The sequence below is a fragment of the Sphingobacterium sp. UDSM-2020 genome, assembly GCF_016132525.1.
GTDB lineage: Bacteria > Bacteroidota > Bacteroidia > Sphingobacteriales > Sphingobacteriaceae > Sphingobacterium > Sphingobacterium anhuiense.
In genome coordinates this window covers 2231696-2256851 of the sequence record NZ_CP066166.1, presented here as the reverse complement: position 1 = coordinate 2256851, position 25156 = coordinate 2231696, and the positions used below count along the sequence as shown (strand labels likewise).

Genomic DNA, 25156 nt, shown 5'->3' with positions numbered 1-25156 from the left:
GATTTAAAAAGTTACATTCACACCTAAAGAGAAAGTCTTCGCTCTTGGATAAGCAAAAAATGTCATGTTTTGACCAAAATTCCCGGTCCCTTGAGAAGTACTTTCTGGGTCATATCCTTTGAAATCACTGGATGTGAATAAGAATGGATTATTAGCATTTGCATATATCCTTAAATTAGACATCCCTACACGTTTCAATACATCCGGATTAAAGGTATATCCCAGTTGAATTAGATTAACTCTGATATACGATCCATCCGCTACCCACGAATCGTCGACATTCGTATCCTGACCAGCATGTCCCCCATTGGTTAAGTAAATCGCTTGCTGCATGGTATTAGGATTTGTACCATTGTAAGCATCCGTCAAAATTTCTTTTAAGCCATTCGTGATTCCAAAACGATCATAAGTAGAGTGGTAAAATTGTTGCATTACTTCTACACCTTTCACAAACTGAAGATCTAACGTAAAATCAAAGTTTTTATACTTTAAATTATTGATAAAGCTACCTGTCCAATCTGGTATTCCCTTTCCAATAATTTCTTTCTCAGTTGTACGTTTAGCTCTACCAACTTGGCTTAGTGTAGCATTACCAGCATCCACATCTTCTTGTGTATAAACACCCAATCTACGGTAACCGTAAAAACTATTTAAATTTTCTCCAACACGAATTACACTATTAGCACCACCGACCCAATTATTCATTAAAATATCGGCATTATTTTCACCTAATTTTAACACCTTATTTTTATTATAATTCATATTTACAGATGATTTCCAGCTAAAATTATCATTATCAACTAGAGTTCCGGTGATCATCATATCTAAACCTTGATTTTGTACAGATCCAATATTTTTCATTACTGTACTAAAACCTGTAGCTGTTGGCACGGGAGCAGCCAATAATAAATCAGTTGTTTTCTTATGGTAAAAAGACACATCAAAATTTAAACGATTTTGAAATAATCCCAACTCTACTCCAACGTCATACTGCGCTGTTCTTTCCCATTTTAAATCAGGATTGGCAATTGCCTTAACATAAGAAGAAGGAGCTCTATTTCCGTTCAATAAAACTGTTCCTGCCTCAACAATAGCTAAAGATCCGTAAGGATCTATCTCAGAATTACCTGTTAAACCATAACTTGTATGAAATTTCAAGTTACTAATAGACTCGTTGCCTTTCAAGAAATCTTCATTGGATACGTTCCAGGCTAAACCAGCTGATGGGAAAAAAGCATATTTATTATTTTTTCCAAATTTAGATGATCCATCATAACGGCTTGTAATAGTCGCAGAATAACGATTATCGTAAGAATAGGAGGCTCTTAAAAAATAAGAGTTCATCGCCCATTTATTTGAATTTGATCCCGGAGGAGCCGGTAAAATTCCGATCCCCATATTATTTGACTCATAAAAATCATCAAAGAAACCTTCCGTTCTTGAGTTATCAAAATCATAGGTACGTTCTTGCCATGACAATCCAGCCATCGCATTAATACGATGCTTATCAAACTGCTTATTATAAGTCAAATACGTTTCCTCTTGCCAATATAAGGTATTGGTATGATCTCTCTCAGCCCAACCATTTGGTCTGGAAATATTATTTAATGTTATAGATGAGTAACCTTTATATCTCTTTTGATGATTATCAATACCAAATTGTGTTTTCAAATCTAGTCCATCGGCTAGGTGAAATGTTAAAGCAGCATTACCGAAAATCTGTGTATTATAGCGCTCCCGCTTTTGCAATTCTAAAATAGAAACAGGGTTGGCCATACCTTCAAAACCCAAAACATCAGAAATTTTAGAAGAAGCCGAATTCGTATACACACCCAATTTATCTCGTACAGGATACCACGGTAACATTTCAATCATAGTACGGCGAGCATCTTGACCACCACCATCTTCAGGCGTATATTGTCCCCAAGTATGATTCACACTTAAATTAACGGCAGTGGACAACCAAGAAGTCGGTTTAGAATCATACGCTAACTTTCCGTTCAAACGCTTACTATAGGTACTATTGACGATACCTTGTTGATCAGTATAATTTAGAAAAGCTCCTACTGAAGATTTTTCATCTCCTTGCTGCAAATTCAGCTGATGATTTTGCGATATAGCAGTACGCGTTGCTTCTTTTTGCCAATCGGTATCATATAGTGGTTTACCTGCAGCGTCAAAGTAATCCGGATCATTAAACCATTTTGAACGATCCAAATCCCAAGTTTTTCCCTGATATTTATTTTCATTTTCTAAACCTATCATAAATGCATCTGTCCATTCCTGCGCATTCAAAAGGTCCATGTAACGCTGTGGAGTACTTATCCCTACCGAACCTTGGTAACTGATGGTACGTCTTCCATCTTTATTGCCACGTTTGGTAGTTACTAAAATAACCCCATTTGCACCACGTGCACCGTAAATTGCGGCAGAAGACGCATCCTTTAATACTTCAATACTTTCAATATCATTGGGATTCAATAATTGAAAATCTTCCATCACCACGCCGTCCACTACGTATAATGGATTTGATGAAGAGTTAATCGTAGCCATACCACGGATGATCACTTTATTGCCATAGGCACCAGGTTGACTGGAATTGGAGAAAATATTCACCCCAGATGCTTTCCCTCTTAAATTGTCCAATGGACTAAAGTTTTGATCTTTAATCATATCAGCACCTTTCACCATTGCAATAGATCCTGTCACATCCGATTTACGCATAGTACCATAACCGACTACCACGACTTCATCCAGCACATCTGCGGCAGATTCCAATCGAATGGTTAAACCTGAGGTACTACTTACTCTTGTCTCCGCGGTCTTAAATCCAACTGAAGATATGACCAGCATATCCCCTACTTTCGCATTAATACTAAAGCTACCGGTCTCAGAAGTCTGGGTACCTACAGAAGTTCCTTTAACAGAAACCGTTACACCCGAAACTGGGTTTCCGCTACTGTCCACAATTTTACCACTAACCTGTCCTTGCTTAGCAACAAGTTCTTTTGCTTTTGATACATGCGCATACCCCGACAAAGTAGCGGACGAGGCATTTACCTGTTGCATAGATCCAGCAATAACAGCTAAAGAAAAAAACAATTTAGAATTTTTCTTCAACTGCAAAAATGTTCTTGCGTCAAATTTGTTCATAATTTTTAAAGTGATTTTAGATTTATTTATTTGTTTCAACCGTTTAAAAGAAGAAACATGTTTGTTTATTGGTTTTTAATTATACAACGTATATAGCCAGTACATCTAAAATTTCAAGCATAGGTATCCTTAGCTTAATAATAGTTTAATCGTTTTAGCTATTTAGAGTAAAAAATTATTGTACTAGAATTCCCTTTCAAAGACACTCAGACAAAATTATTACTTCAGTTTGTTAATTATAATGGATAAAAGGGTATTCAGTTTTTCATTTTAGTATCGAACATAAATTGGTCATCATATCATAATTTGTTTAATCGTTTTAGCAAATAAATTGTAAATATCATTCCTTAAGCCGTATCATAAACCGGATGTGAAGATATTTGGTTTGGTTTATCTTAATTTGTGATAATTAAGATTGGTTTAAATTAGTGCTTTAATTTTAAAGATTAAGTTTTTTTTTCAAAAAACTTAATCTTTAAAATTTTTTATATATTTCCTTTTTTCATCTCATTTACAGCATAATCCACCGCACGGGCCGAAAAAGCCATATATGTTAGAGAAGGATTTTGTGTAGAAGTTGAAGTCATCGCTGCACCGTCTGTAACAAATACATTGGGTACAGAATGAACTTGATTCCATTTATTCAGCATCGATGTTTTAGGATCCAATCCCATTCGTGCTCCACCCATCTCATGAATATCAAGACCTGGAGCCTGGCTACCGTCATCACGTCGGATATTTGTAAACCCAGCAGTCTGGAACATATCCTCCATTGTATCGAGATAATCCTTCTTCATCTTTGCATCGTTATCATCGTAATCGACAGCAATATGGAGTAGAGGAATTCCCCAATCATCCATTTTCTTTGTATCCAAGGTTACCTGTCCCGACTCTTTTGGTATAGTTTCGCCCATCATGTGAGAGCCAACCTGCCAATTTCCAAGCTTTGGATTCAGTAAGTTATTTTTTAACGATTCACCTGCTCCGCTTCGGTCACTGTCTTTACCCCGATATGCTCCAAAACCTGCGGCATATCCGCGGAGATAATCTGTTTCCTGCTTATGCAAGTTTCTAAACCGTGGAATATAACCACCGCCCGCAGGATTTCGTCCTTCCGTTGTATAGTCCTGCAATCCTTCATACTCCGCATAAATCCGGGCACTATAATTATGGAAAGCAACATATTTGCCCAATACACCAGAGTCATTACCCAATCCATTCGGGAAACGATTTGATTTAGAATTCAATAAAATCAAATTTGTATTAATTGCTGCCGCATTAACAAAAATAACACGTGCATAGAAATCGATTTCTTCCTTCGTATTGGTGTCTATAACACGAACGCCAACAGCTTTTCCTTTTTGCTCATCATATAAAATAGAATGTACAACTGAAAAAGGACGCAAGGTCATATTACCCGTTTTTGCTGCCCATGGCAATGTCACCGCATTGGAACTAAAGTAGCCTCCAAAAGGACAGCCACGCTGACATAATGTACGGTTTTGGCACTGCACACGTCCCTGATCAAAATGAATCTGATTAGGCTTCGAAAGATGTGCACAACGTGCCGAAATTACCTTCCGTTCAGGATATTTGGATGCAACGGATTGTTTGAAATATTTTTCAACCATATTAAGCGGATAACCGGGTAAAAATTCGCCATCAGGCAATTCCGGCAAACCATCCTTATCTCCTGCAATCCCAGCAAATTTTTCAACATAATCGTACCATGGCTTTAAATCGGCATATCGAATCGGCCAATCAACAGCAAAACCATCGCGGGCTGGGCCTTCAAAATCAAAGTCTGACCAACGCTGTGTCTGTCTTGCCCATAACAACGATTTGCCACCTACCTGGTAACCACGAATCCAATCAAAAGGTTTGTCCTGCACATAAGGATGCTCTTTGTCTTTTACAAAAAAATGAGCAGCATCTTCATGAAAAGCATAACATTTACTAACGATCGGATTCTCCTGTTTGATCGCATAAGGCATCTCATTACGATGTTCAAATTCCCAGGGATTCATATTGGTTGTTGGATAATCTTTGATATGCTTGACATCACGGCCACGCTCCAATACCAAAGTTTTTAATCCCTTTTCACACAATTCTTTCGCAGACCAACCACCGCTAATCCCCGATCCAATCACAATTGCATCGTAGGTTCTATCTTTTTGACTGTCTATATTAATATTTGCCATTTACGCTTTCAATTTTACCGCAGCTTGATAAGGCCCAGGAATCAATTTGTATATCAACTTGTTTTTCATCACGTATTCAGAATTTAAATATCCTTGAATAGCCCGATTTTTGAATATCTTAAAAAAAGCAACTTCATCTCCCTCCTTTTGACCCTCCAAAGTTGTTATCGAGGTTAAAAGCTCCTCTGGAGTCTGCGATTCGGAATTGTCCTTTAATGCCTGCATGCCCTTTACAAATACCTGTTGGTTTTCTGGACTTTCACAATCATCAACCATTTTCATTACAAACAGATGTAAGTTCAGCTCTAATCCACTAGGAGAGTCTGTCTTAGGGATCAGTATTTCAGCTAATTTTGCTAGGAAATCTTCATCTGTTGCAGATAACTTAATATTTTTGAGCACAATAGATGCCCCTCCTTGTTCACGAAGGCAAGATGGCAATAGAGCAATTCCTCCCGCAATAATAAACAATTGCTTAACAAGGGTTCTTCGATTCATCATAATAAGGTGTTCTTACTGCTGTAATATTAAAGATAATATTAAAAATAACAAAGCTAAAACGATTAATTTTTTGTAACAAAAATGCAAAAAGCTACCTCAGGATAGCATTAACCTCTTTTAAGTCTGAAAAAAGATAGGTTGCAAAATCCAGACGATCACGCTCAGCTTTTTGTTTGGTGACAGCAATGCACTTCAATCCGGCATCGATTGCCGCTCTCGCGCCTGTTGCAGTATCTTCTATAGCAACGACCTCTTCCTTACTAAAGCCCGATAACTGTAATGCTTTTTCATAACAAGATGGATTAGGTTTTGGAATAACAACATCCTCCCGAGTTACAAACCAGGAAAAATGCTCATGTAAATCATAATGTGTCAACATGCGATCTACAGTTGGCCTAAAATTAGAAGTCACTAATCCAATCTGAATATCCTGTTCAACCAAAAAATGAATCAGTTCTCTTGCATGGGGCATTAAGGGTATACTCAGCATATCTTGTTGCGCATAATTTTCCCTGGTGGTTTTCCACATAAATTCTTCCTTTACCTCTACGTCCCAGAGCTCTTTCATCGTCAATAAATTACGCGCTAAAGTATGTCCTGCAAAATGTTGAATCCAAGTCTCAAAATCTAAATCAATTGAAAAATGATACTTAAGAATTGGCTTCCATGCTTCAAAATAAAAACGTTCAGAATCCACCAAGGTCCCATCAAAATCAAAAAATACGGCTTTTAAATCTTTCATGCTTTAAAAATAGTCAAACCAAAGAGCAATTCCTACTCAACTATACCGCAATACACCGAATCGGAAAGTAAATCATTAAAAGAATTCCAAATTCCAAAATATATATGAATCGGCGCCCCATTTTCAGCGTGGCTGTTCAATGTTACTGTGCAGGCTCCCCGATGGACTTCCGTTGCTCCAATTTCAAGTTGCAATAAACCATCCAAGTTAAAAAGGCCAAAATTCATTTTATAAAAATTAGTGTTATACTCAGGCATAACTGTCCACTTCAAATATAGTGTATTACCTTTCCTAGAAACGGAGCAACCTGCTGGAGAAGACAGAGGTCCTCTAAAAATAAATACTTTTTCTACATTGACATAATATTTACAATCGGCATCTAATTCCATGGCGTCTTTTAAGATATGGCGCTGTGCCATTTGAAAGGCACCTATTCGACTTCCTTTGGGAGAAAGATTGCGGTATCCATATTTCAGCAATTCAACCATTTCTTTAGCAAATGTGCTAGCCACTTTCATCTTCTGCCAGTTCATTAACATTGCTTCGCTAGGAGGTTTATTACTTTTTCTTCGCGAACCTCTAATAATATTTTTTCCATTGAGTTCATAAGCATAGATAGAACCCACTTTGCCTTTAAAAAGTCCATTAGGACCGTTCTCTTGAATTGCCATTGGTTTTATTTTTAGATAACTTGGTTTTCCAATCACACCTATCCAACTCAATACCAAATATATACAATATTCAGTATTAATTTAGGTATTGTTTAACTTTTAGTGAGTATTTATAGGGGGTTAATAGAGCTATACCTCTATTAACCCTCTCTTAACCCCCTCTTAACCCTCTGTTATACCTACATTAAGTTTGAATAAAGTATGTATCTGGTCCGAATCAATTTGAATTACTTTCTACATTTGCTAAGTTTGTATATTCCGCACCATCAACGCATATATTCAGGTGCTTTACTTTAAGAAAGATCAAGATGAAAGTCATTGCTATAGGCCGTAACTATGTAGACCACGCTAAAGAACTGAACAACCCTATCCCACAAGAGCCCGTTGTATTCATGAAACCCGACACCGCTTTATTGAAGGATAACAAAGACTTTTATTATCCAGAGTTTTCGAACGATATTCACTACGAAGCGGAAATCATATTACGCATCTGTAAAGAAGGAAAACATGTAAGCCAAAAATTCGCAAACACATATTTTGATGCCATCGGGCTCGGTATTGACTTCACAGCGCGAGACATACAACAAAAACACAAAGAGAAGGGTCTTCCCTGGGAGTTAGCAAAATCTTTTGATGGCTCAGCTGTCATCAGCCCGTTGATTCCAAAGGAAGAGATTGATGATCTTAAAAATCTTGATTTCTCCTTGCTAAAGAACAAAGAGACCGTACAGCAGGGAAATACAAAAGATATGATTTTTTCTTATGACGATTTGATCGTTTATATCTCCAAGTTCATTACTTTACGAAAGGGAGATCTTATTTACACAGGTACTCCAGCAGGAGTTGGTCCCGTTGTAATCGGTGATACTTTAGTTGGTTTTATTGGTGAGAAACAAATGTTTAGTTGCACCATAAAGTAAGGTCTATGAAAAAATTAACAGCAATAATCGGGATGTTTGCGCTTGTTTCCAACACACTCCATGCACAGGATATCATCAAACATCGTCAATACCCTCAAAATTATTTTAGACCACCTATGGATATTGCTCCGCAAGCCTCGGGTTCATTCGGAGAATTGAGAGCAACACATTTCCATGGTGGTGATGACTATCGGACACAACAAAAAATAAACATACCTGTATATGCCGTTGCAGACGGTTTTGTTTCGCGTATTCGTGTACAGATCGGTGGTGGAGGAAATTCCGTATACCTCGATCATCCAAATGGCTATACTTCTGTATACCTACATTTAGAAAGCTTCAACAATGAGCTCAATGCTTTTATAAAAGCAGAGCAGTATAAACAAAAACGTTTTGACGTCGACCTATTTCTAAAACCTGGTCAGTTCAATTTGAAGAAAGGACAACTTCTGGCAAACTCAGGAAATACAGGAGGATCTGCAGGTCCACATCTTCATTTTGAAATTCGCGATACAAAACAGCAGCTCCCTTTCAACACACAACTTTTTGGACTTACATTTCCAGATGGTATTAAGCCTATAATACGAGGTGTAACACTATATGATCTGGACAATCCTATTTTTGATGAAAATACACCCCGAAGACATCAGACTGTAAAAGCATTGGCCAATGGAAATTATAGTCTTGCCGGTAGCTCACCGATTCCTGTTAATGGTAAATTTGGTTTAGGGATCAATACCGTAGATAGGCGTAAAGGAATCTCCTTTACTTACGGTGTATATTCAATAGAATTATTTTTAGATAATAAAAATATCAGTACAGTACTCTTCGAAGCCATTCCTTTTGATAAGACCCGTGCTATCCATTCCTATATCGATTATCCTTATTGGAAAAAATCAAATGTACGTATACAAAAGAGTTTTAAGCAACCCGGAAATCCAATCGATATCTATGCACAATTGGACAACAGCGGTGTTATGGAACTTAAAGATGATAAAGTACATCAGGTTCGGTATGTTGTCAAAGATGTTCAGGGCAATGCCACAGAAATAAATTTCGAAGTGCAACGAAATGCAAACTATGTAGTCAAAAACAATCCGTCAAACGCTGGTAAATACTTCAACTTCCTACTGGACAACGTTTACCAAGCAGACAATGTTAAAGTAAGCATACCCAAAAATACGCTTTATGACAATTTAAACTTTACTTATAGTGAAGGTCAAAAACTAGCCAACGGTTATTCTCAATTACATCGCGTCCATAATAAATTTACGCCTGTATTTGGTTCTTACACATTAAGTATTAGGCCAACTGCCGACCTGACGAAAGAACTGTACAGTAAGGCTCTTCTCGTTTCAACAGATGGTGGTGCACAGGGTGGAAAATATGAAAATGGTTTAGTAACAGCGTCGGTACGCAGTTTTGGCGACTTTTATGTAGCCGTTGATACGATAGCTCCAAACATAACAGCCCGTAATCTCGTTAACAATAAAAATGTCAGTGCACAAAAGCAAATTGACTTTACCATTTCTGATAATCTATCCGGTATACAGTCATTCAATGCTTACATTGATGGCGAGTGGGTGCTGATGAAATATGACCCAAAAAATCGTCATATCTGGCATAACTTCGAATCCACTTTAGGATCCGGAAAACATAGCTTTAAGCTCGAGGTAAAAGACTGGAAAGATAATGTCAGAGTTTATGAAGCAAGTTTCACCAGATAATCAGTATCTTGTTCATTAGATTAATTAATAACACATATGGCTACATTAGAAATAGGACAGAAAGCGCCTGCAATAACGGCTAAGAACCAAAATGGAGAAAGTATTTCTTTGTCAGATTTTATTGGAACGAAGGTGATTTTATATTTCTACCCAAAAGATAATACACCAGGTTGCACAACAGAGGCTTGCAATTTTAGAGATAATTATCAGTCTTTAAAGAAAGATGGATTTGAAATTATCGGGGTAAGTATCGATGGAGAAGCTTCTCATCAAAAGTTCATCAACAAACATGAACTTCCCTTTCAATTACTGGTTGATGAAGATCAGAAAATTGTCAATGATTATGGTGTTTGGGTAGAAAAAAACATGTACGGTAAAAAGTATATGGGAACTGCACGCACAACATTTGTTATTGATGAACAAGGAAATATTGCTCACATCATTAAAAAGGTGGACAATAAGAATGCGTCTCAACAAATTCGCGATCTTATAAAATAATACTTAACAGTACTAGAATCATGATAAAAGAGTTAGCGGACTTGCATTTATATACATGGCCTGCACACCATTATCATTATCTAAGTACGACTATCTAAAATCTAAATACTAATATTTATATTTGCTACTTATGAGCAAACAAACAGACGACTTCTTTAAAAGTATAGTATCCCACTCAAAGGAATATGGTTTTGTATTCCAATCAAGTGAAATATATGATGGCTTAAGTGCTGTCTATGATTACGGTCAATTAGGTTCTGAATTAAAAAATAATTTAAAGACCTATTGGTGGAAATCCATGGTGCAATTGCATGAAAACATTGTCGGTATCGATGCTGCGATCTTTATGCACCCAACGACCTGGAAAGCTTCAGGCCACGTGGACGGGTTTAATGATCCCATGATCGACAACAAAGATTCTAAGAAACGTTACCGTGCCGATCAATTGATCGAAGATAAAATAGCGCGTTACGAAGCAGATGGTAAAACTGATAAAGCGACTGCGCTATTAGAAGCATTGAACGTTGCCTTGAATGCTGATGATCTTGCTGGTTTAAAAACTATTATTGAAGATCACAATATCGTTTGTCCTGTTTCTGGAACTAAAAACTGGACTGATGTACGTCAGTTCAACTTGATGTTTGCTACCCAAATGGGTGCTATGGCAGATGGTGCTGAACAAGTATACTTACGTCCCGAAACTGCTCAAGGTATTTTTGTTAACTTCTTAAATGTTCAAAAAACTGGCCGCATGAAAATTCCTTTCGGAATTGCTCAAATTGGTAAAGCATTCCGTAACGAAGTTATTGCTCGTCAATTCATTATGCGTATGCGTGAATTTGAACAAATGGAATTACAATTTTTTGTTCGCCCAGGTACAGAAATGGAATGGTACAATAAATGGAAAGAAACCCGTCTTAAATGGCATTTAGCTTTAGGTTTCAACCCTGATAACTACCGTTACCACAATCACGATAAATTAGCTCATTATGCGAATGCGGCAGTAGATATTGAATTCAATTTCCCATTTGGATTTAAAGAGGTTGAAGGTATCCACTCCAGAACTGATTTTGATTTAAAACAACACCAAGAATTCTCTGGTAAAAAAATGCAATATTTTGATACAGAGATCAATCAGAACTATATCCCTTACGTAGTCGAAACTTCTATCGGTTTAGATCGTCTGTTCTTAACAGTTCTATGTAATTCATTGGTTCAAGAAGATCTTTCAACATCTGAAAAGCAAGATTCACGTGTCGTATTGAAATTCCCTCCTGCAATTGCACCTGTTAAAGCGGCCATCTTACCTTTAACAAAAAAAGATGGTCTTCCAGAAAAAGCACGTGAGATTATGGCTGTATTAAAATTGGATTACAATGTACAGTATGATGAAAAAGATTCAATTGGTAAACGATACCGTCGTCAAGATGCAATCGGTACGCCAATCTGTATCACAGTAGACCATCAGTCATTAGAAGACAATATGGTTACGATCCGTCACCGTGACTCCATGCAACAAGAACGTGTAGCAATTGCAGACTTAGAGAAATTTGTTGCCGATCTAGTTGGTTGGAACACACTTTTGAAAAAAGTATTGTAATCTCTTAAATAAACAAAAAAAGAGCTTGCTGTTGAACGGCAAGCTCTTTTTTTTGTTTCGAAATTTAATTAAATAACGTAGGTTGTCGATGTTTAACTTTAAAAATCAACATCGACGTTTCCATCCCATTTTTCATTCTTCCGTATTATAAATCCTTGTCCAGGATTGATTTCTTCTAATAATAAGCCCTTAAAAAGAACCTGCATATTATTCTTAACTTCACTTTTTAATTCAAATGATCGAATAACAGATCCCTTTTCGTAAACGGTGAGTTCATACTTGATCGTTTTATTTGTATCATGAAATCCCATAAATTGATTAAAAAAGAAACTTTTATTATTCTCTGTAAAATTGGGTTCGATCTTCAAGAAAGTCGCATCCAACTGACTGTTGCTGCTGTTACTAAAGGGATAATAATAAAAGCCGGGATGCTTTTGCTGTATTTGGATACTATCAATATGACTTAAATCAACTATATCGGTAAACTCTACTTTCACCTCACTGTATAAACGTTTTAATAGCAATGTCCTTTCTATAGACTGTTTAACCTCAAAGGTATCTCGAACGGCATAAATCTCGGCTTCCTTCTCCATAAATGAATTACTGATATAAAATCCATTGCGATTGGTACTATTAGCAAACACGATAGGACTATTGGAATTTTTTGTCAGTACACTCAAATAATATGTCCCCAATGGCAGATCAACCGCAAAAGTTTCCGCTGCTGAGATACCGCCCTGTTTGACCAGTTCATTACCTGAAGCATTATAAATATGATAATATAATTTGTTTTGTAATGCTGTATCGTTCACAACTCCAGTAATCAAAACATTATCAAGTTTAAATGTACTGCTGGTCGGATTATAAATGCTTCCAGGCGGGCGTTTACCGGAATACAAACGTATACGTATCCAAACGGCCTCTTTACCCATAACCGGTATCGCATTCAGAGATTGAGAGATTGGGAGCTTTGATATACCGGTGCTTGTTAAATCCAGTGGATAGTGAATCGTATCCGACAATTTCGAAAAGTTTGAACCCTTATCGGTCGAATAATCGATCAATAAGGCACGTGGACCTGTCCCAGAACTATTCACATCTAGACTCAGATTACTGAGCAATTCGATCTGCTGTACGGGAAGTTTAAAAAGGATTGACTCCACCCCTCTAAAACTAATTGATTTGCCTATAGTAGGCCATCCTGCGGTAAAACCGTAATCAACTTTCCCATTATTATAATCAATAACAGGTAACGGATTAAATGCAATAATAGGATCTGCATTTCCAAGATCGAAGTCCCATTTAAATAAAGTTTCTTCCTTAGAATTAACAGAAGCTTTTGAAGAAACTAATTTCCTAGTGCCATTTGCCTTTTGAAGCGGCGATACAATACTTTCAAAATCTTTAATTTTGAACTTTACTGAGAACACATTTTCGTCTAATTCATCTGAAATTTTCTTGTTCTTTTGACATGATGAAGCAACGGCTAATAAAAAGATGAATACGAGAGAAAATATGTTAAAATTAAATTTAACATTCTTTTTCATAAAATATCTATGGTTTATAATATATAAATAACCTTAAAGATACCTACTTAAGTAAAGTATTAAAACTTTGAAATTAAAATCTCTAACTTTTCACTACGGCACGTTGTTGTTTTATTAACTTTTAGCACATATATTTTTGAATTTGAATTCGATTTATTTAACAGTAATTCATTCTTATTTCCTTTTGGAGAAACATATTCGCCATTAAACTCATCCCATTCATATAATAATGTACCATTTTCGTTACACCACAAGTAATTGTAACGATCATCAATCTTTTCGTTCAAAGTAACACGAATTTTATTCAACTTCTTATCGAATCGTACTTTCGCACCTTTTGGCTTTTCAACTTTATCAAAAACTTTAACTAATATTCTCTTTTTTTCAGATTTTTTGCCCTGCCACATACTTTCCACGAAATAAACAGTAGATTCATGGATATTATTGACACTCACATTCGATCCAGTAGCGAAAGGAACTGTTAATTGATGTTCGCTATACCAATTGTAAGTCAATCCACGACTTGCATGTTTTATGGATAGTACCTGTCCGCCATTATAACAGGTCTCGAGCGTATCGCCCCAGTTTGAAAGTGGCATTGCAAGTGTGCGGTCCATTTTATTGTTAATAGACCATACCGTTTCATAAACATGCTGTTGATGAGAATGGATACGAACTAATGAAGTTGTATCTTTCACAATCGCTTTTAATACATTTACCCCCACTTCAAGCATACCCATATTCAAATAAATAGAGTCAATATTTTGATCAATTAACCGATTATTAAGATACCATTTCACTTCAAGTGTATTGGGGGATGGTTTTAACAATTTTAAAGAGAAAACAGACATGCTATCTGCATCTAGGGGTTTACTCGCGACTGGCAGGGTAGCTAGAATTGGATTTGTCTTATGATGTATGGTCTCTACAAAAACTTCTTGACAAACAGCACAAAAAGGAGCCACCAAGTATTGCATTTTACAAAATTCATGTGGTCTAAACCAAGTCGACTTTGATCCTGATCCTCCGTAAGAATATACACCAACACCTTGTGTCCCGACCCAATGCTTCCATGGAACCTTTGTCGGATCAGACTCCTGACTACGATTAGGACCTTCAATTGCATATTGATTACCTGCCCAATATTCGTCGGCTAAAATAGAGAAAGAATGACCGATCTCATGAACAGCAATATCATTACTCATAAAGTTAACGGTTGCTGTCGCATACTTACCACCTGAACCACCGTAAAAGGGAGAATTTACCAAAATCACAACTTGTGTATAATTGGGAATATGCTCCTTTAATACCTGCTCTATAACCTGGTACTTTTGTGGTACCACCAGCCGGTGCAGTCCTCCGTTATCGAAACTGCTTCCAAAGATGGTATTAGGTGATGCAATAGGAACTGGATATTTTTTTGTAAACTTATTAAAGCGGGCTGGATATTGACTCAAATCCGTATTGCCGTGTACACAGTCACTGACAGTACAAGCATGTACAGCTCCAGATTCTAAAGACGGTGTTTTAATCGCAAATACATTAAAGTAATTACTGTACTGACGAAAGGGCTCTGTTTGAAAAAAGTAATCAGTGAAACGTTTAGCATCTTCTTCAAAATCCAGCAACTGCGCCTGTGTGTAACCGTCGCCCAGGATCACAAGATTAACAATTTTTTGATCAGTACCTTGATATTGCAACGTATCGATCGCATAATGCTGTGCAAAACAATTGGGAAACAGGAGAAATAAAAATATAAAACTAAAAAGGAAATGCTGTAATCTGATATTCATTACGATAGGTATTGATTAGGTATTAGTTCATGTCTTTAATTTTGTGCTGCATCAGGTATTCACTGGGAGATACCTTCGTGATTTTTTTAAATACACGATTAAAATTCACCACATTATTAAAGCCGGTTTTAAAAGCGATATCCGATACATTCTCAGAAAGACCATGTATCAGCATTTTACAAGCTTGCTCAATGCGAATTTCATTGAGGAAAGTAATATAAGTTTTTCGGGTGTGTTTTTTAAAGTATTTACAGAAAGCATGCGGTGTCATGTGGGCAATTGCCGCGATATCTTCCAAGGCTATCTTTTTCTCAAAATGCTTAAATGTATACTGAAAAATATCATTAATGCGAATCCCTTCTGCGTCAGAATACTTTTTTTGAGGAATCCCTGTATAAAGTGAAGTCCATAGATCTACTTTTTCAGCTAAATAATCGACAAGCCCCATAAATGCCGTTAAACGATCTAACCCATCCGTCTCATTAATCTGTAAAAACTTACGTTTGATCCCTGGATTTGAAGCAGCGTCCAGTTTTTTACTTACATTGATATTTTCTAGAAATGAACGGACTTCTGTCAATTCCGGCAATTGTAAGAAATCTTTAAACCGGGCGTAATCAAAGAATATATGAATCGCATGGATCTGCTCTTTTAAATCAGGATCAGGAACTAGCTCAGATCGTTGAAACATATGCGGTTCATCGGCATCTACAATATAAATTTCATCTTGTTTGAATTGATGTGTAAAATTGCCAATCAAAAAAGTACCTTCCCCCTTTAGAATGTATGTCAGTTGGATTTCTTTATGTCGATGATAGTTGCTGTAAAATTCAACCAACAGATCTTCTTGTACACAAACGGAACCTTGATTGGGAACAGGAACGGTAAACTGAACAATTTTCATTCTTACAAATAGCTACAAAAAAACAGATATTGTTTAATTATTCAAATTTAAACATTATAGCGGACAATAAACGTAAATTGTATTATAATTTATTCTTGACATTTTTAATAAAATCTGGTAACGTTGGATCCGCACCTGCCAGTTCAATAACAGTTCTTGATTTTGGATCCAGCCATAAGTACCTTGGGGTTCCAATAACATTATAGCTATTTTCGATAAAATCACGATCGGTTACGTTTAACAAATAGCTGTTCATTCCTAATCCGATTTGTCGATTGCTTGCCCTCCAACGTTCATAATCTTCATCATCGGTCAAATACACAACTTCAACACCCATTTTTTTCAATTCGGCTTCTTTGCGTACTAAAACCGGTAAATCCATTTTTGAATTTTTGCCTTTACTTGACCAAACCGCAACAATTATCATTTTCTTATCTACTAGCTGGTCAAACTTCAAAGAATCACCTTTTAGATTACGAGGAGTAATAGCCGGAAAAACAGGCATATTATCATAATAATTCTTGACTTCATCTACTTTTGCAACAGCTGCTTTAACAAGTGGGTGTTTCTGAATAACAGGATCTAAATGTGCTAAAATTTGATCATAATCTTTATAATTCTCCTTATTCAGGCTGATGTACTTAAAGGAATAGGGAATCAGAAATGATGCTTTTTGTTTGCTATTCAAAACATATTCTTCGTAAAATCTTTTATCATCTTTGCTGGCCCGAATTTCATTCGACTGTTTTGTTATTTCTTCAAGTCTATCTATGGTTTGATTATAGATAGACTCTTGTCCTCTGCTAAAGGTCATGAGTTTAGCATTCAAAGCAGCAGTTTCGTCGCTGTATTTGGCAAGCTGTTCATCTAATTCGTGCTGTACTTTTTCTTTGTTTTTATTGAATGCTATCAGTTCATTTGTCGTCAATGAATTTGTTTTTACCTCAATACTAAAATGATCGCCTTTTTCCTTGATAGCAACATCATAATTAGCATCAGCTTCCACATAAAGGGGCGTGCTATAATTAAAGGATTTCACAGCTCCCGAATCGGACCTGATGATCAGATCATAAAATGCATCAATGACCAACTCGCCTTCTAAAACGAACTTGCCTTGTTCTACTTTAGCTCGACGAAACTGCTGCATGGAATTATCGTGATCTTGCAAATAAACGGTACCATTTACTTCGGGATTTAAAGACCCCGTAATTTTATAGACAATTGGTGTTCCTTTTTTCTCCTGCTTTTTTTCTGGATTGGACTGACATGAACTTATAAAAAAGACGAAACATATCAGACAATAGTAAAGTGGTTGGTTCATAAAAAAATTGGTTGTAAACTCATCATGAATTTACAACCAATTTACAGAATTTTATTTATAAATTATTTTATTTTATAATTTTCGTATGTCGATCCATTTAATACTTTAACAACAGTTTTATTTGGTCCCGTTATTTTATAATCGGTGATCTGTCCATTCTTCCAAGTCATATCAACCGTATAATTTCCTCTAGCTTTCAATCCTTTTACGGCGCCATCTTTCCATGCTTTTGGCAATGCCGGCAGTAGGTGAATAAATCCGGAATGGCTTTGAAGAAGCATTTCCGCAATTCCGGCAGAACCGCCAAAATTACCATCTATCTGAAATGGCGGATGTGCACAGAATAGATTAGGGTAAGTACCTGCTCCGACTCCTTGGTAGGTCGTTTCATTCACAAAAGCTGGTTTGAGCAATTGTCTTAAAATTTCTAAAGAATGGTCACCATCTTGCAACCTTGCCCAGAAAAGAATCTTCCATGCCCGAGACCAGCCTGTACCCTCATCTCCTCTTACTTCTAATGTTTTACGCGCGGCCTCTGCCCACTCTTTATTTTGTTGTGGTGAAATGAAATGAGCCGGATATAATCCATATAAATGTGAAACGTGTCTATGTTTTGGTTCTATTTCAGTATAATCTTCCAACCATTCTTGCACACGGCCGCTTTTACTTACCACTACTGCTGGTGGAATCTGTGTCAACTTATCTTTTAACTTTTGAATAAAAGGATCGTTTAATTGCAGAAGACTATCCGCCTGAATCAAGTTCTCATAAAGTTCTCTAACAATTTGATTATCAATTGTAGGTCCCATCACTACTGAAGCGACTTCACCATTTGGAAGACGAAATCCATTTTCTGGAGAAACTGAAGGTGAAGTAACCAACCAGCCTGTCTTAGGATCCTTAACTAAAATATAATCGTAAAACTCTGCTGCTCCTTTTAATACAGGATAAACTTCTTTTAAATAGGCTTTATCCTGAGTAAATTGATAATGCTCCCACAGGTGATTACATAACCATCCTGAAGCTGTACTCGACCCCCAAGATGCATTTTCTCCGGGTGCTGAGAAACCCCAAACATTTGTCATCATATAAACGACCCATCCTGGCGCATTGTAATAAGCTTTAGCCGTTTTTTCACCTGTCTTTGCAATACGCTTGATCAGGGCAATAAAAGGGGTATGGTATTCAGATAGATTACTTACTTCCACTCCCCAGTGATTCATTTGTGCATTGATGTTTAAGTGATAATCCCCATTCCAAGGTGTTTGAATCTGATGTGCCCATAATCCCTGCAAATTTGGAGGTAATGCATTCTTGTGTTCGGGAGCTGTGCTTGAAATACTCAAGTAGCGGCCAAATTGAAAATATAATGCGGCCAATCCATTATCTAAGGCTGGATTTTCAAAAAATTGCTGTAAACGTTTTCCAGTCGGAATATTCACCTTAGTCTGATCATCTGCGATGGTTAAAGCAACACGATCAAATTTGTTTGCAAATGCTTTTTTATGATTGCTATAGAGCTTTTCTTGTGCTATTTTTTCAGCAGTAGCGATATTCTGGCTGATCACCTGTTGTGGATCAGTTCCATAGTAATTCGTACTCGCTGCAAAAAGAACAGTAGCTTCGTCGGCACCTGTCAAGATCAATTGCTTACCATCATCCGTTAGTTTTCCGCCCTTAAATCTAATCTTCACTTTACTCGCAAACTGTAAGTTTTTGCCACCTTTACCGTCTGGCAAAGAACCCTGCAAAATAATCTCCCCATTTTTAACTTGATAAGAATCAATATTTTCAGCTCTTTCTAAGGCAATAGCAAAACTGATATTTTTTTTCTTTGAAGCAGTTAAGTGCACAACACCTACATTTTGATCAAAAGAAGTATAATAAGTCCTCTTATAATCCACTCCTCCTACAGTAAAGGAAGTCTGCGCGGTTGCATTGCCAATATTTAAGGATCTTTCATAATTTGAAACACCTTCAGCACTTAGTTTAAAATTGAATTTTAGAAATCCAAAATTCTGATAACAACCAAAAGGTGCATTGGCTCCGGTTCCGAAAGCAGATCCTTGGCCATTACAGACAAAATTCTTATTGACCAGTTCTTCTGCTTCTTTGTTCTTTCCAGCGATCAATAACTTCTGAATTTCACTGACACTCTTATATGCGTTATAATTATTAGGGTCTTCGGCAGAACCCGACCACATGGAAATTTCATTTAATACCAATGATTCAGACTGAATACCCCCATCAGGCATCATTCCGATTAACCCATTGCCTAAAGGAAGCGTTTCTTCCCAGCGGTTGGCAGGTTTGTCATACCACATGGTTAAAGCGTCTCTTTTTTGCGCTTGCGCCTGCAAGCAAGTGATGGCTGCAAGCGCAAATAATGTTGATTTTGTTATACCTTTCATTTCTTACTTAGAATATAATTCAAAGGATGCTACTGTGAATACATTTTTGGTTAACGTTTCCGTTGGAACAAATTTGATGTATTTTACTTTTACAACATCGTCAAAAATGATTTGCTGTAAAATCGGATTTGCTTTGATATTTGAAAATTCACCTTCCTTCAAAAGTTCCCATTGCTGTTTATTTTGACTGCTGTAAATTTTGTACTTCGTAGCTGTACCGATTGTTTTACCATCTTGACGAGGTAAGTATCCAAACCCGTTAATCGCTTCTTTCAATTCAAAAACAAATCCTTTTTCATAAGCAGTGACTGTTGCAAAAGTTTCCGCATTATTATCTATTGCTTTTGCCGATTCCGTAAAAGCTGCTGCCGTAAACTGCCTTGCACTTAATTTTTTGAATCCAGTATCCTCAAATTCAAAAGGTTCATCAAATTCTTTAAATAAACCAAAATCACTTACTGTAATCGCTACGGGTGCGAATAATTGAATTCGTAGTTCATCCGTTGTAATGGGCTTCGCCAGTTTCATTAATCGATTTGCTCCGATACTGGTAGCTTTAGTGAGCAAGGTCCATTGCCCATTCACTTTCTGCTCAACTAAAACACTATCCAGACGTTGTCCTAATTTAATATTTTCTCTGATCTGGATAATATCAAATGTTTGCGCTGATTTCAATTTAATTTCCAGAGCAGCTTGATGCTCATCATCATTGGTTGCCCAATAGCTATAGCGGTCATTATCGATAATATATTTCGTCCCGTATTCTCCAGTTTCATGATCGCGAGTAGTTGTTGCCGTAATCTGCGCATCTTTTGCTAAATTATTTTCAAACGTTTTTTTCACCTTTCTTCCAAAAGCTTCAAGTGATTTCACATCATTTTCATGCAGTTGTCCTGATGGCATCGGTGCCAATCCAAGATTCATATTTGCACCACGACCTACAGATTTCAGATAGATCTCAAACAGTTCAGTTGGTGTTTTTACTTTCGCATTCTGCTCGGCATGATAAAACCACCCTGGTCGTTGTGGTACATCACATTCCGCAGGAATCCAGTATTTCCCATTTCTGACTCCTGAAGTCAGTGTTTTTTCATTTACCAATCCAGGAACTGCTTTTTTTCCATCTAGGCCTTGCGGCGTAAAAGTAGCCCATGAGGTTTCTCCCGCAAATCCACTTTCATTTCCTACCCAACGCATATCTGGACCGACATCACTAAAAATCATGGCCATCGGTTGCAGTTTACGAACGATTGGCCAAGTTTTCTCCTCCCACGCATAATAGGTATTGCGGTCGATCGTCCTTTTCTCTTTTAAACCACCATAATAACCATCTCCACCATTGGCGCCATCATGCCAAGAAGTAAACAGTTCACCATAATTGGACATTAACTCGGTCAATTGTGCCCGGTATGCATCTGCATAGGCAGCTGTCCCGTATCTAGTATCGTTTCGATCCCAGGCAGAAAGATAAACACCAAATTTCATGTTGTTTGCATGCGTCGCAGTCATGAAATCTTTGACCATATCCCCTTTTCCTTGTTTCCAAGGAGATGACGCTACACTATATGTTGTCGTTGCCGTAGGCCATAAACAAAAGCCATCATGATGTTTTGCAACAGAGATGAGCCCTTTAAAGCCCCCAGAAGCCGCTGCCTTAGCAATTTGATTGGCATCAAAATTCGAAGGATTAAAGATGGCAGGATCTGCATCACCATATCCCCACTCCTTATTTTGGAAGGTAGTTGGTGTATAATGTATTAAACAATACATATCCATTTCATGCCATTTCAACTGCCGTTCGGAAGGAAGTGCTCCATAAGGCTTTGGTGGATTTACCGGTTCAGATAGCAAAAAACTACCATTTACCCAGAGAAGACTAGAGAATAGAAAAGTAAACATATAATTAGATAAAGGTTTTAAGTTTTAAATATAGTTTAATTTTAGGGTATTAAAAATCTAACAAAATCATTTTCCTCAAGCAATCGATTGATTATATTTATATTACATATGCAAAATAGTCATCACTAATCTTGATAAGGCATCAAGATTATCAATAAGATAAGCTCATTCATTTCATTTAAATTTGTTGTAGAACAATAGGGGAAAACTCATAAATTTTTAAAAATGGAAGACAATAGAAACAAAAAAATTACAACAGCATCGGGTGCTCCTGTTGTAAACTACGAAGATACGATGACAATTGGCCCAAGAGGTCCGGTGCTATTACAAGATTATTTCCTCCATGAAAAACTGGCTCATTTCAACCGAGAACGTATTCCGGAACGTATTGTACATGCTAAGGGTTCTGGCGCCTATGGTACTTTCACCGTAACCAATGATATTTCGAAATACACAAGAGCAAAACTCTTTAACGGCATTGGAAAGCAAACAAAATTATTCATTCGCTTTTCAACCGTCGGAGGAGAAAGAGGTTCGGCAGATTCCGAACGTGATCCACGTGGGTTTGCTGTTAAATTTTATACCGAAGATGGAAACTACGACTTGGTCGGTAATAACACGCCAGTCTTTTTTATCAAGGATGCTAAAAAATTTCCTGATTTTATTCACACTCAAAAGAGAGATCCTCATACAAACTGTAAATCGCCAACCATGGTCTGGGACTTCTGGTCACTCAATCCCGAATCGTTGCACCAGGTAACGACTTTGATGTCCGATCGTGGAACGCCATTTGGATTCAGACATATGCACGGTTATGGAAGTCATACGTACTCTATGATCAACGCGCAAAATGAACGTGTCTATATCAAATACCACTTCAGAACACAACAAGGAATAAAAAATTTGACAGGTGCAGAAGCTGATGAAATGCGCGCTAAAGATATGGATTATGCACAACGTGATTTACATACAGCAATTGCGAATGGTGATTTTCCGAAATGGAAGCTTTATATCCAAGTCATGACAGAATCGGAGACTAAAACATTCCGTTGGAATCCATTTGACTTAACAAAAGTATGGTCACAGAAAGAATATCCTCTCATCGAGGTTGGTGAAATGGAATTAAATCAAAACCCAGATAATTACTTCGCTCATGTAGAACAAGTGGCCTTTGCTCCGGCACATATTGTAGATGGAATTGGATTCTCACCAGATAAAATGCTACAGGGACGTATATTATCTTACCCTGATGCTCAACGTTATCGACTAGGGGGAAATTATGAACAGATTCCTGTGAACAGATGTCCTTTTATGACTAATAATTATCAACGTGATGGTCAGATGACTGTCAATGGGAATCAAGGGGCAGCACCAAATTATTATCCAAATAGTTTTGATGGTCATTACGAAGATCAATCCTACAAGGAACCTGCATTGCAAGTAGATAGTCTAGTGGCTGATAATTATGACCGCAACGCTCCTGGTGAGGATGATCATTATACACAACCTGGTGATTTATACCGTTTATTGGATGCTGAACAGAAAGAACATCTCATTCAAAATATAGTAGGTGCTATGTCTGGAATTGAAGGACCAAAACGAGATGAAATTGTTATGCGTCAATTGTGCCATTGGTTTAGAGCCGACATGAATTTAGGACTAGGAGTTGCTAAAGGGTTAGGATTCTCTATGGATGAAATGGCGAAACATATGCCTCAAAAATAAAAAATCATTCGGCAATAATAAAAAGAGCGGAAATGTACCCATACACTTCCGCTCTTTTAGACCTTCATAATACATCATAAACTATGATAATTATCAAAATTTAAAGCTTCACATCTACCTATACCACACTTATCCTAGCTTTTTAATAGTACTTATTTAAGATTCAATAAATATTGACAAAAGTGAATGAATAGCGTTGCAACCGATTTAACTGTATGATAGGCTGTTATTTGAGATTGAAATCCTATAAATTTACAAAACCTAAGTTGTTCTACTGATTATTTTTTACGCAAAATTATTTGATAAAATATAAAAAATAAAATTTACAACTTGTACCTTTACCTCATCATGAACAAAGATCAATCTAAAATCATCCGCGAACAAGCCGATCGTTCTGCAACACGTGAGCATTCGGTGCCCCTATATCTTACTTCTAGTTTTATCTTTGATAGCGCAGAACAGGGAAGAGCTATTTTTGCTGATGAAGAGCAAGGAATGATATACTCCCGCTATGCCAATCCAAATACTTCAGAGCTTATTAACAAAGTTTGTATCCTAGAGGAAGCAGAAGCTGGGCTGTCCTTCTCTTCGGGTATGGCAGCAGTCTTTGCCTCTTTTGCAGGTATTGTTGAAAGTGGTGACCATATTGTTTCGTCACGCGCTATTTTTGGTTCAACTCACCAACTATTTACGCAACTATTCCCTCGTTGGGGAGTAACAACAACGTATGTTGATGCGGTCGATCCCGAAGAATGGGAAAAAGCCATTCAGCCGAATACAAAAATTATTTTCCTGGAATCACCTTCTAACCCTGGTCTGGAATTAGTAGATCTAGAATGGTTAGGTTCTTTAAAGAAAAAATATCCAAATATTATTTTAGCCATTGACAACTGCTTTGCAACACCTTATCTTCAAAAACCATTAAAGTATGGTTTTGATTTGTCAATTCATTCTGCTACAAAATATATGGACGGTCAGGGTCGTGTCCTTGGTGGATTAGTTGTAGGGAAACAGGAATTGATTGACAAATTAATGTTTTTCATTCGCCATACTGGTCCTTCCTTATCTCCTTTTAATGCTTGGGTCATCTCTAAAAGCTTAGATACACTGGGCTTACGTATGGATAGACATTGCAGCAACGCATTAGCATTAGCAACAGTTTTGGAAACAAACGAAGAAATTGAAGATGTTAAATATCCATTTCTTCCTTCCCATCCGCAATATGAGCTAGCAAAAAAACAGATGAAGGCCGGTGGTGGTATTGTCACTTTTGTTGTTAAAGGTGGAAAAGAGCGAGCTTTCCGTTTCTTAGACGAATTAAATATGATTTTATATACTTCTAATTTAGGGGATGCAAGATCAATCGCTACCCATCCTGCTTCTACAACGCATTCGAAATTAACAGAAGATGAACGTCTAAACCTTGGTATTCAACCGGGTAGTGTGCGTCTATCGGTTGGTTTAGAAGATCAGGAAGATATTATCCAGGATATCTTACAGGCATTGGAAAAAACTAAATAAAAAAAATAGAGCCATCTCCAAG

17 protein-coding genes are annotated in these 25156 nt (G+C 37.0%); 6 read left to right on the top strand and 11 right to left on the bottom strand.

Translation table 11 applies throughout. The features are described 5' to 3' along the window. Window positions 1-3 precede the first annotated feature (3 nt). The 5 genes from JAZ75_RS09600 to JAZ75_RS09580 form a co-directional block, all read right to left on the bottom strand. Window positions 4-3153: a SusC/RagA family TonB-linked outer membrane protein gene (locus JAZ75_RS09600; RefSeq protein ID WP_208701485.1), complete on the bottom strand. Its 3150-nt coding sequence runs from the start codon at window positions 3151-3153 to the stop codon at window positions 4-6. A 485-nt stretch (window positions 3154-3638) separates the two neighbouring features. Further along, entirely contained in the window at window positions 3639-5354 is a 1716-nt protein-coding gene (locus JAZ75_RS09595) for a GMC oxidoreductase (protein WP_183917405.1), read from the bottom strand. Further along, window positions 5355-5855 (bottom strand): gluconate 2-dehydrogenase subunit 3 family protein, encoded by a 501-nt coding sequence (locus tag JAZ75_RS09590; RefSeq protein WP_232789399.1) that lies wholly within the window; start codon window positions 5853-5855, stop codon window positions 5355-5357. It lies immediately after the preceding gene. Between the two features lie 91 nt (window positions 5856-5946). Then, entirely contained in the window at window positions 5947-6597 is a 651-nt protein-coding gene (locus tag JAZ75_RS09585; protein ID WP_183917407.1) for an HAD family hydrolase, read from the bottom strand. Window positions 6598-6629: 32 nt separating this feature from the next. Beyond that, window positions 6630-7268: a DUF6266 family protein gene (locus JAZ75_RS09580; RefSeq protein WP_208701483.1), complete on the bottom strand. Its 639-nt coding sequence runs from the start codon at window positions 7266-7268 to the stop codon at window positions 6630-6632. Window positions 7269-7576: 308 nt separating this feature from the next. Here JAZ75_RS09580 and JAZ75_RS09575 point away from each other — a divergent pair, with 308 nt between their 5' ends. The 4 genes from JAZ75_RS09575 (at window position 7577) to JAZ75_RS09560 (ending at window position 12013) form a co-directional block, all read left to right on the top strand. After that, the gene (locus JAZ75_RS09575; RefSeq protein WP_208701481.1) at window positions 7577-8188 is read left to right on the top strand and encodes a fumarylacetoacetate hydrolase family protein; all 612 of its coding nucleotides are present in this window, start codon (window positions 7577-7579) and stop codon (window positions 8186-8188) included. Window positions 8189-8193: 5 nt separating this feature from the next. Next, window positions 8194-9915, top strand: coding sequence for a M23 family metallopeptidase (locus JAZ75_RS09570; RefSeq protein WP_208701479.1), 1722 nt, complete (start codon window positions 8194-8196; stop codon window positions 9913-9915). Between the two features lie 36 nt (window positions 9916-9951). Further along, window positions 9952-10413, top strand: a complete 462-nt coding sequence (gene bcp, locus JAZ75_RS09565; protein WP_021191329.1) for a thioredoxin-dependent thiol peroxidase — start codon at window positions 9952-9954, stop codon at window positions 10411-10413. A 130-nt stretch (window positions 10414-10543) separates the two neighbouring features. After that, window positions 10544-12013 carry a glycine--tRNA ligase gene (locus JAZ75_RS09560; RefSeq protein WP_208701477.1) on the top strand — a complete coding sequence of 490 codons (1470 nt, stop codon included), beginning with the start codon at window positions 10544-10546 and terminating at the stop codon, window positions 12011-12013. Window positions 12014-12111: 98 nt separating this feature from the next. Here the strand turns inward: JAZ75_RS09560 and JAZ75_RS09555 are convergent, their stop codons facing one another. The 6 genes from JAZ75_RS09555 to JAZ75_RS09530 all read right to left on the bottom strand — a co-directional run bounded on the left by JAZ75_RS09555 (window position 12112) and on the right by JAZ75_RS09530 (window position 21888). Further along, on the bottom strand, window positions 12112-13560 hold the full coding sequence (locus tag JAZ75_RS09555; RefSeq protein ID WP_208701475.1) for a hypothetical protein: 1449 nt from the start codon (window positions 13558-13560) through the stop codon (window positions 12112-12114). A 59-nt stretch (window positions 13561-13619) separates the two neighbouring features. Next, entirely contained in the window at window positions 13620-15353 is a 1734-nt protein-coding gene (locus tag JAZ75_RS09550; RefSeq protein WP_208701473.1) for a M64 family metallopeptidase, read from the bottom strand. Between the two features lie 22 nt (window positions 15354-15375). Further along, complete coding sequence (locus JAZ75_RS09545; protein ID WP_132769247.1) at window positions 15376-16257, bottom strand: AraC family transcriptional regulator; 882 nt, start codon at window positions 16255-16257, stop codon at window positions 15376-15378. An 82-nt stretch (window positions 16258-16339) separates the two neighbouring features. Then, window positions 16340-17578: a DUF4369 domain-containing protein gene (locus JAZ75_RS09540; RefSeq protein WP_208701471.1), complete on the bottom strand. Its 1239-nt coding sequence runs from the start codon at window positions 17576-17578 to the stop codon at window positions 16340-16342. Between the two features lie 62 nt (window positions 17579-17640). Continuing rightward, the gene (locus tag JAZ75_RS09535; protein WP_208701469.1) at window positions 17641-19989 is read right to left on the bottom strand and encodes a glycosyl hydrolase family 95 catalytic domain-containing protein; all 2349 of its coding nucleotides are present in this window, start codon (window positions 19987-19989) and stop codon (window positions 17641-17643) included. A 3-nt stretch (window positions 19990-19992) separates the two neighbouring features. Next, window positions 19993-21888 (bottom strand): alpha-L-fucosidase, encoded by a 1896-nt coding sequence (locus JAZ75_RS09530; protein WP_208701467.1) that lies wholly within the window; start codon window positions 21886-21888, stop codon window positions 19993-19995. A 225-nt stretch (window positions 21889-22113) separates the two neighbouring features. Between JAZ75_RS09530 and JAZ75_RS09525 the strand changes: the two genes are divergently transcribed. Both JAZ75_RS09525 and JAZ75_RS09520 read left to right on the top strand, forming a co-directional pair. Then, entirely contained in the window at window positions 22114-23613 is a 1500-nt protein-coding gene (locus JAZ75_RS09525; RefSeq protein WP_132841036.1) for a catalase, read from the top strand. A 348-nt stretch (window positions 23614-23961) separates the two neighbouring features. After that, window positions 23962-25134, top strand: coding sequence for a trans-sulfuration enzyme family protein (locus tag JAZ75_RS09520; RefSeq protein ID WP_021188037.1), 1173 nt, complete (start codon window positions 23962-23964; stop codon window positions 25132-25134). The last annotated feature ends 22 nt before the right edge of the window (window positions 25135-25156 follow it).

Bases quoted from the DNA above. Each gene is read 5' to 3' on its own strand.
- JAZ75_RS09520 (WP_021188037.1), top strand. From the start codon at position 23,962: ATGAACAAAGATCAATCTAAAATCATCCGCGAACAAGCCGATCGTTCT.
- JAZ75_RS09530 (WP_208701467.1), bottom strand. From the start codon at position 21,888: ATGTTTACTTTTCTATTCTCTAGTCTTCTCTGGGTAAATGGTAGTTTT.
- JAZ75_RS09555 (WP_208701475.1), bottom strand. From the start codon at position 13,560: ATGAAAAAGAATGTTAAATTTAATTTTAACATATTTTCTCTCGTATTC.
- JAZ75_RS09580 (WP_208701483.1), bottom strand. From the start codon at position 7,268: ATGGCAATTCAAGAGAACGGTCCTAATGGACTTTTTAAAGGCAAAGTG.
- JAZ75_RS09600 (WP_208701485.1), bottom strand. From the start codon at position 3,153: ATGAACAAATTTGACGCAAGAACATTTTTGCAGTTGAAGAAAAATTCT.
- JAZ75_RS09525 (WP_132841036.1), top strand. From the start codon at position 22,114: ATGGAAGACAATAGAAACAAAAAAATTACAACAGCATCGGGTGCTCCT.
- JAZ75_RS09550 (WP_208701473.1), bottom strand. From the start codon at position 15,353: ATGAATATCAGATTACAGCATTTCCTTTTTAGTTTTATATTTTTATTT.
- JAZ75_RS09575 (WP_208701481.1), top strand. From the start codon at position 7,577: ATGAAAGTCATTGCTATAGGCCGTAACTATGTAGACCACGCTAAAGAA.
- JAZ75_RS09570 (WP_208701479.1), top strand. From the start codon at position 8,194: ATGAAAAAATTAACAGCAATAATCGGGATGTTTGCGCTTGTTTCCAAC.
- JAZ75_RS09535 (WP_208701469.1), bottom strand. From the start codon at position 19,989: ATGAAAGGTATAACAAAATCAACATTATTTGCGCTTGCAGCCATCACT.
- JAZ75_RS09545 (WP_132769247.1), bottom strand. From the start codon at position 16,257: ATGAAAATTGTTCAGTTTACCGTTCCTGTTCCCAATCAAGGTTCCGTT.
- JAZ75_RS09590 (WP_232789399.1), bottom strand. From the start codon at position 5,855: ATGATGAATCGAAGAACCCTTGTTAAGCAATTGTTTATTATTGCGGGA.
- JAZ75_RS09595 (WP_183917405.1), bottom strand. From the start codon at position 5,354: ATGGCAAATATTAATATAGACAGTCAAAAAGATAGAACCTACGATGCA.
- bcp (WP_021191329.1), top strand. From the start codon at position 9,952: ATGGCTACATTAGAAATAGGACAGAAAGCGCCTGCAATAACGGCTAAG.
- JAZ75_RS09540 (WP_208701471.1), bottom strand. From the start codon at position 17,578: ATGAACCAACCACTTTACTATTGTCTGATATGTTTCGTCTTTTTTATA.
- JAZ75_RS09585 (WP_183917407.1), bottom strand. From the start codon at position 6,597: ATGAAAGATTTAAAAGCCGTATTTTTTGATTTTGATGGGACCTTGGTG.
- JAZ75_RS09560 (WP_208701477.1), top strand. From the start codon at position 10,544: ATGAGCAAACAAACAGACGACTTCTTTAAAAGTATAGTATCCCACTCA.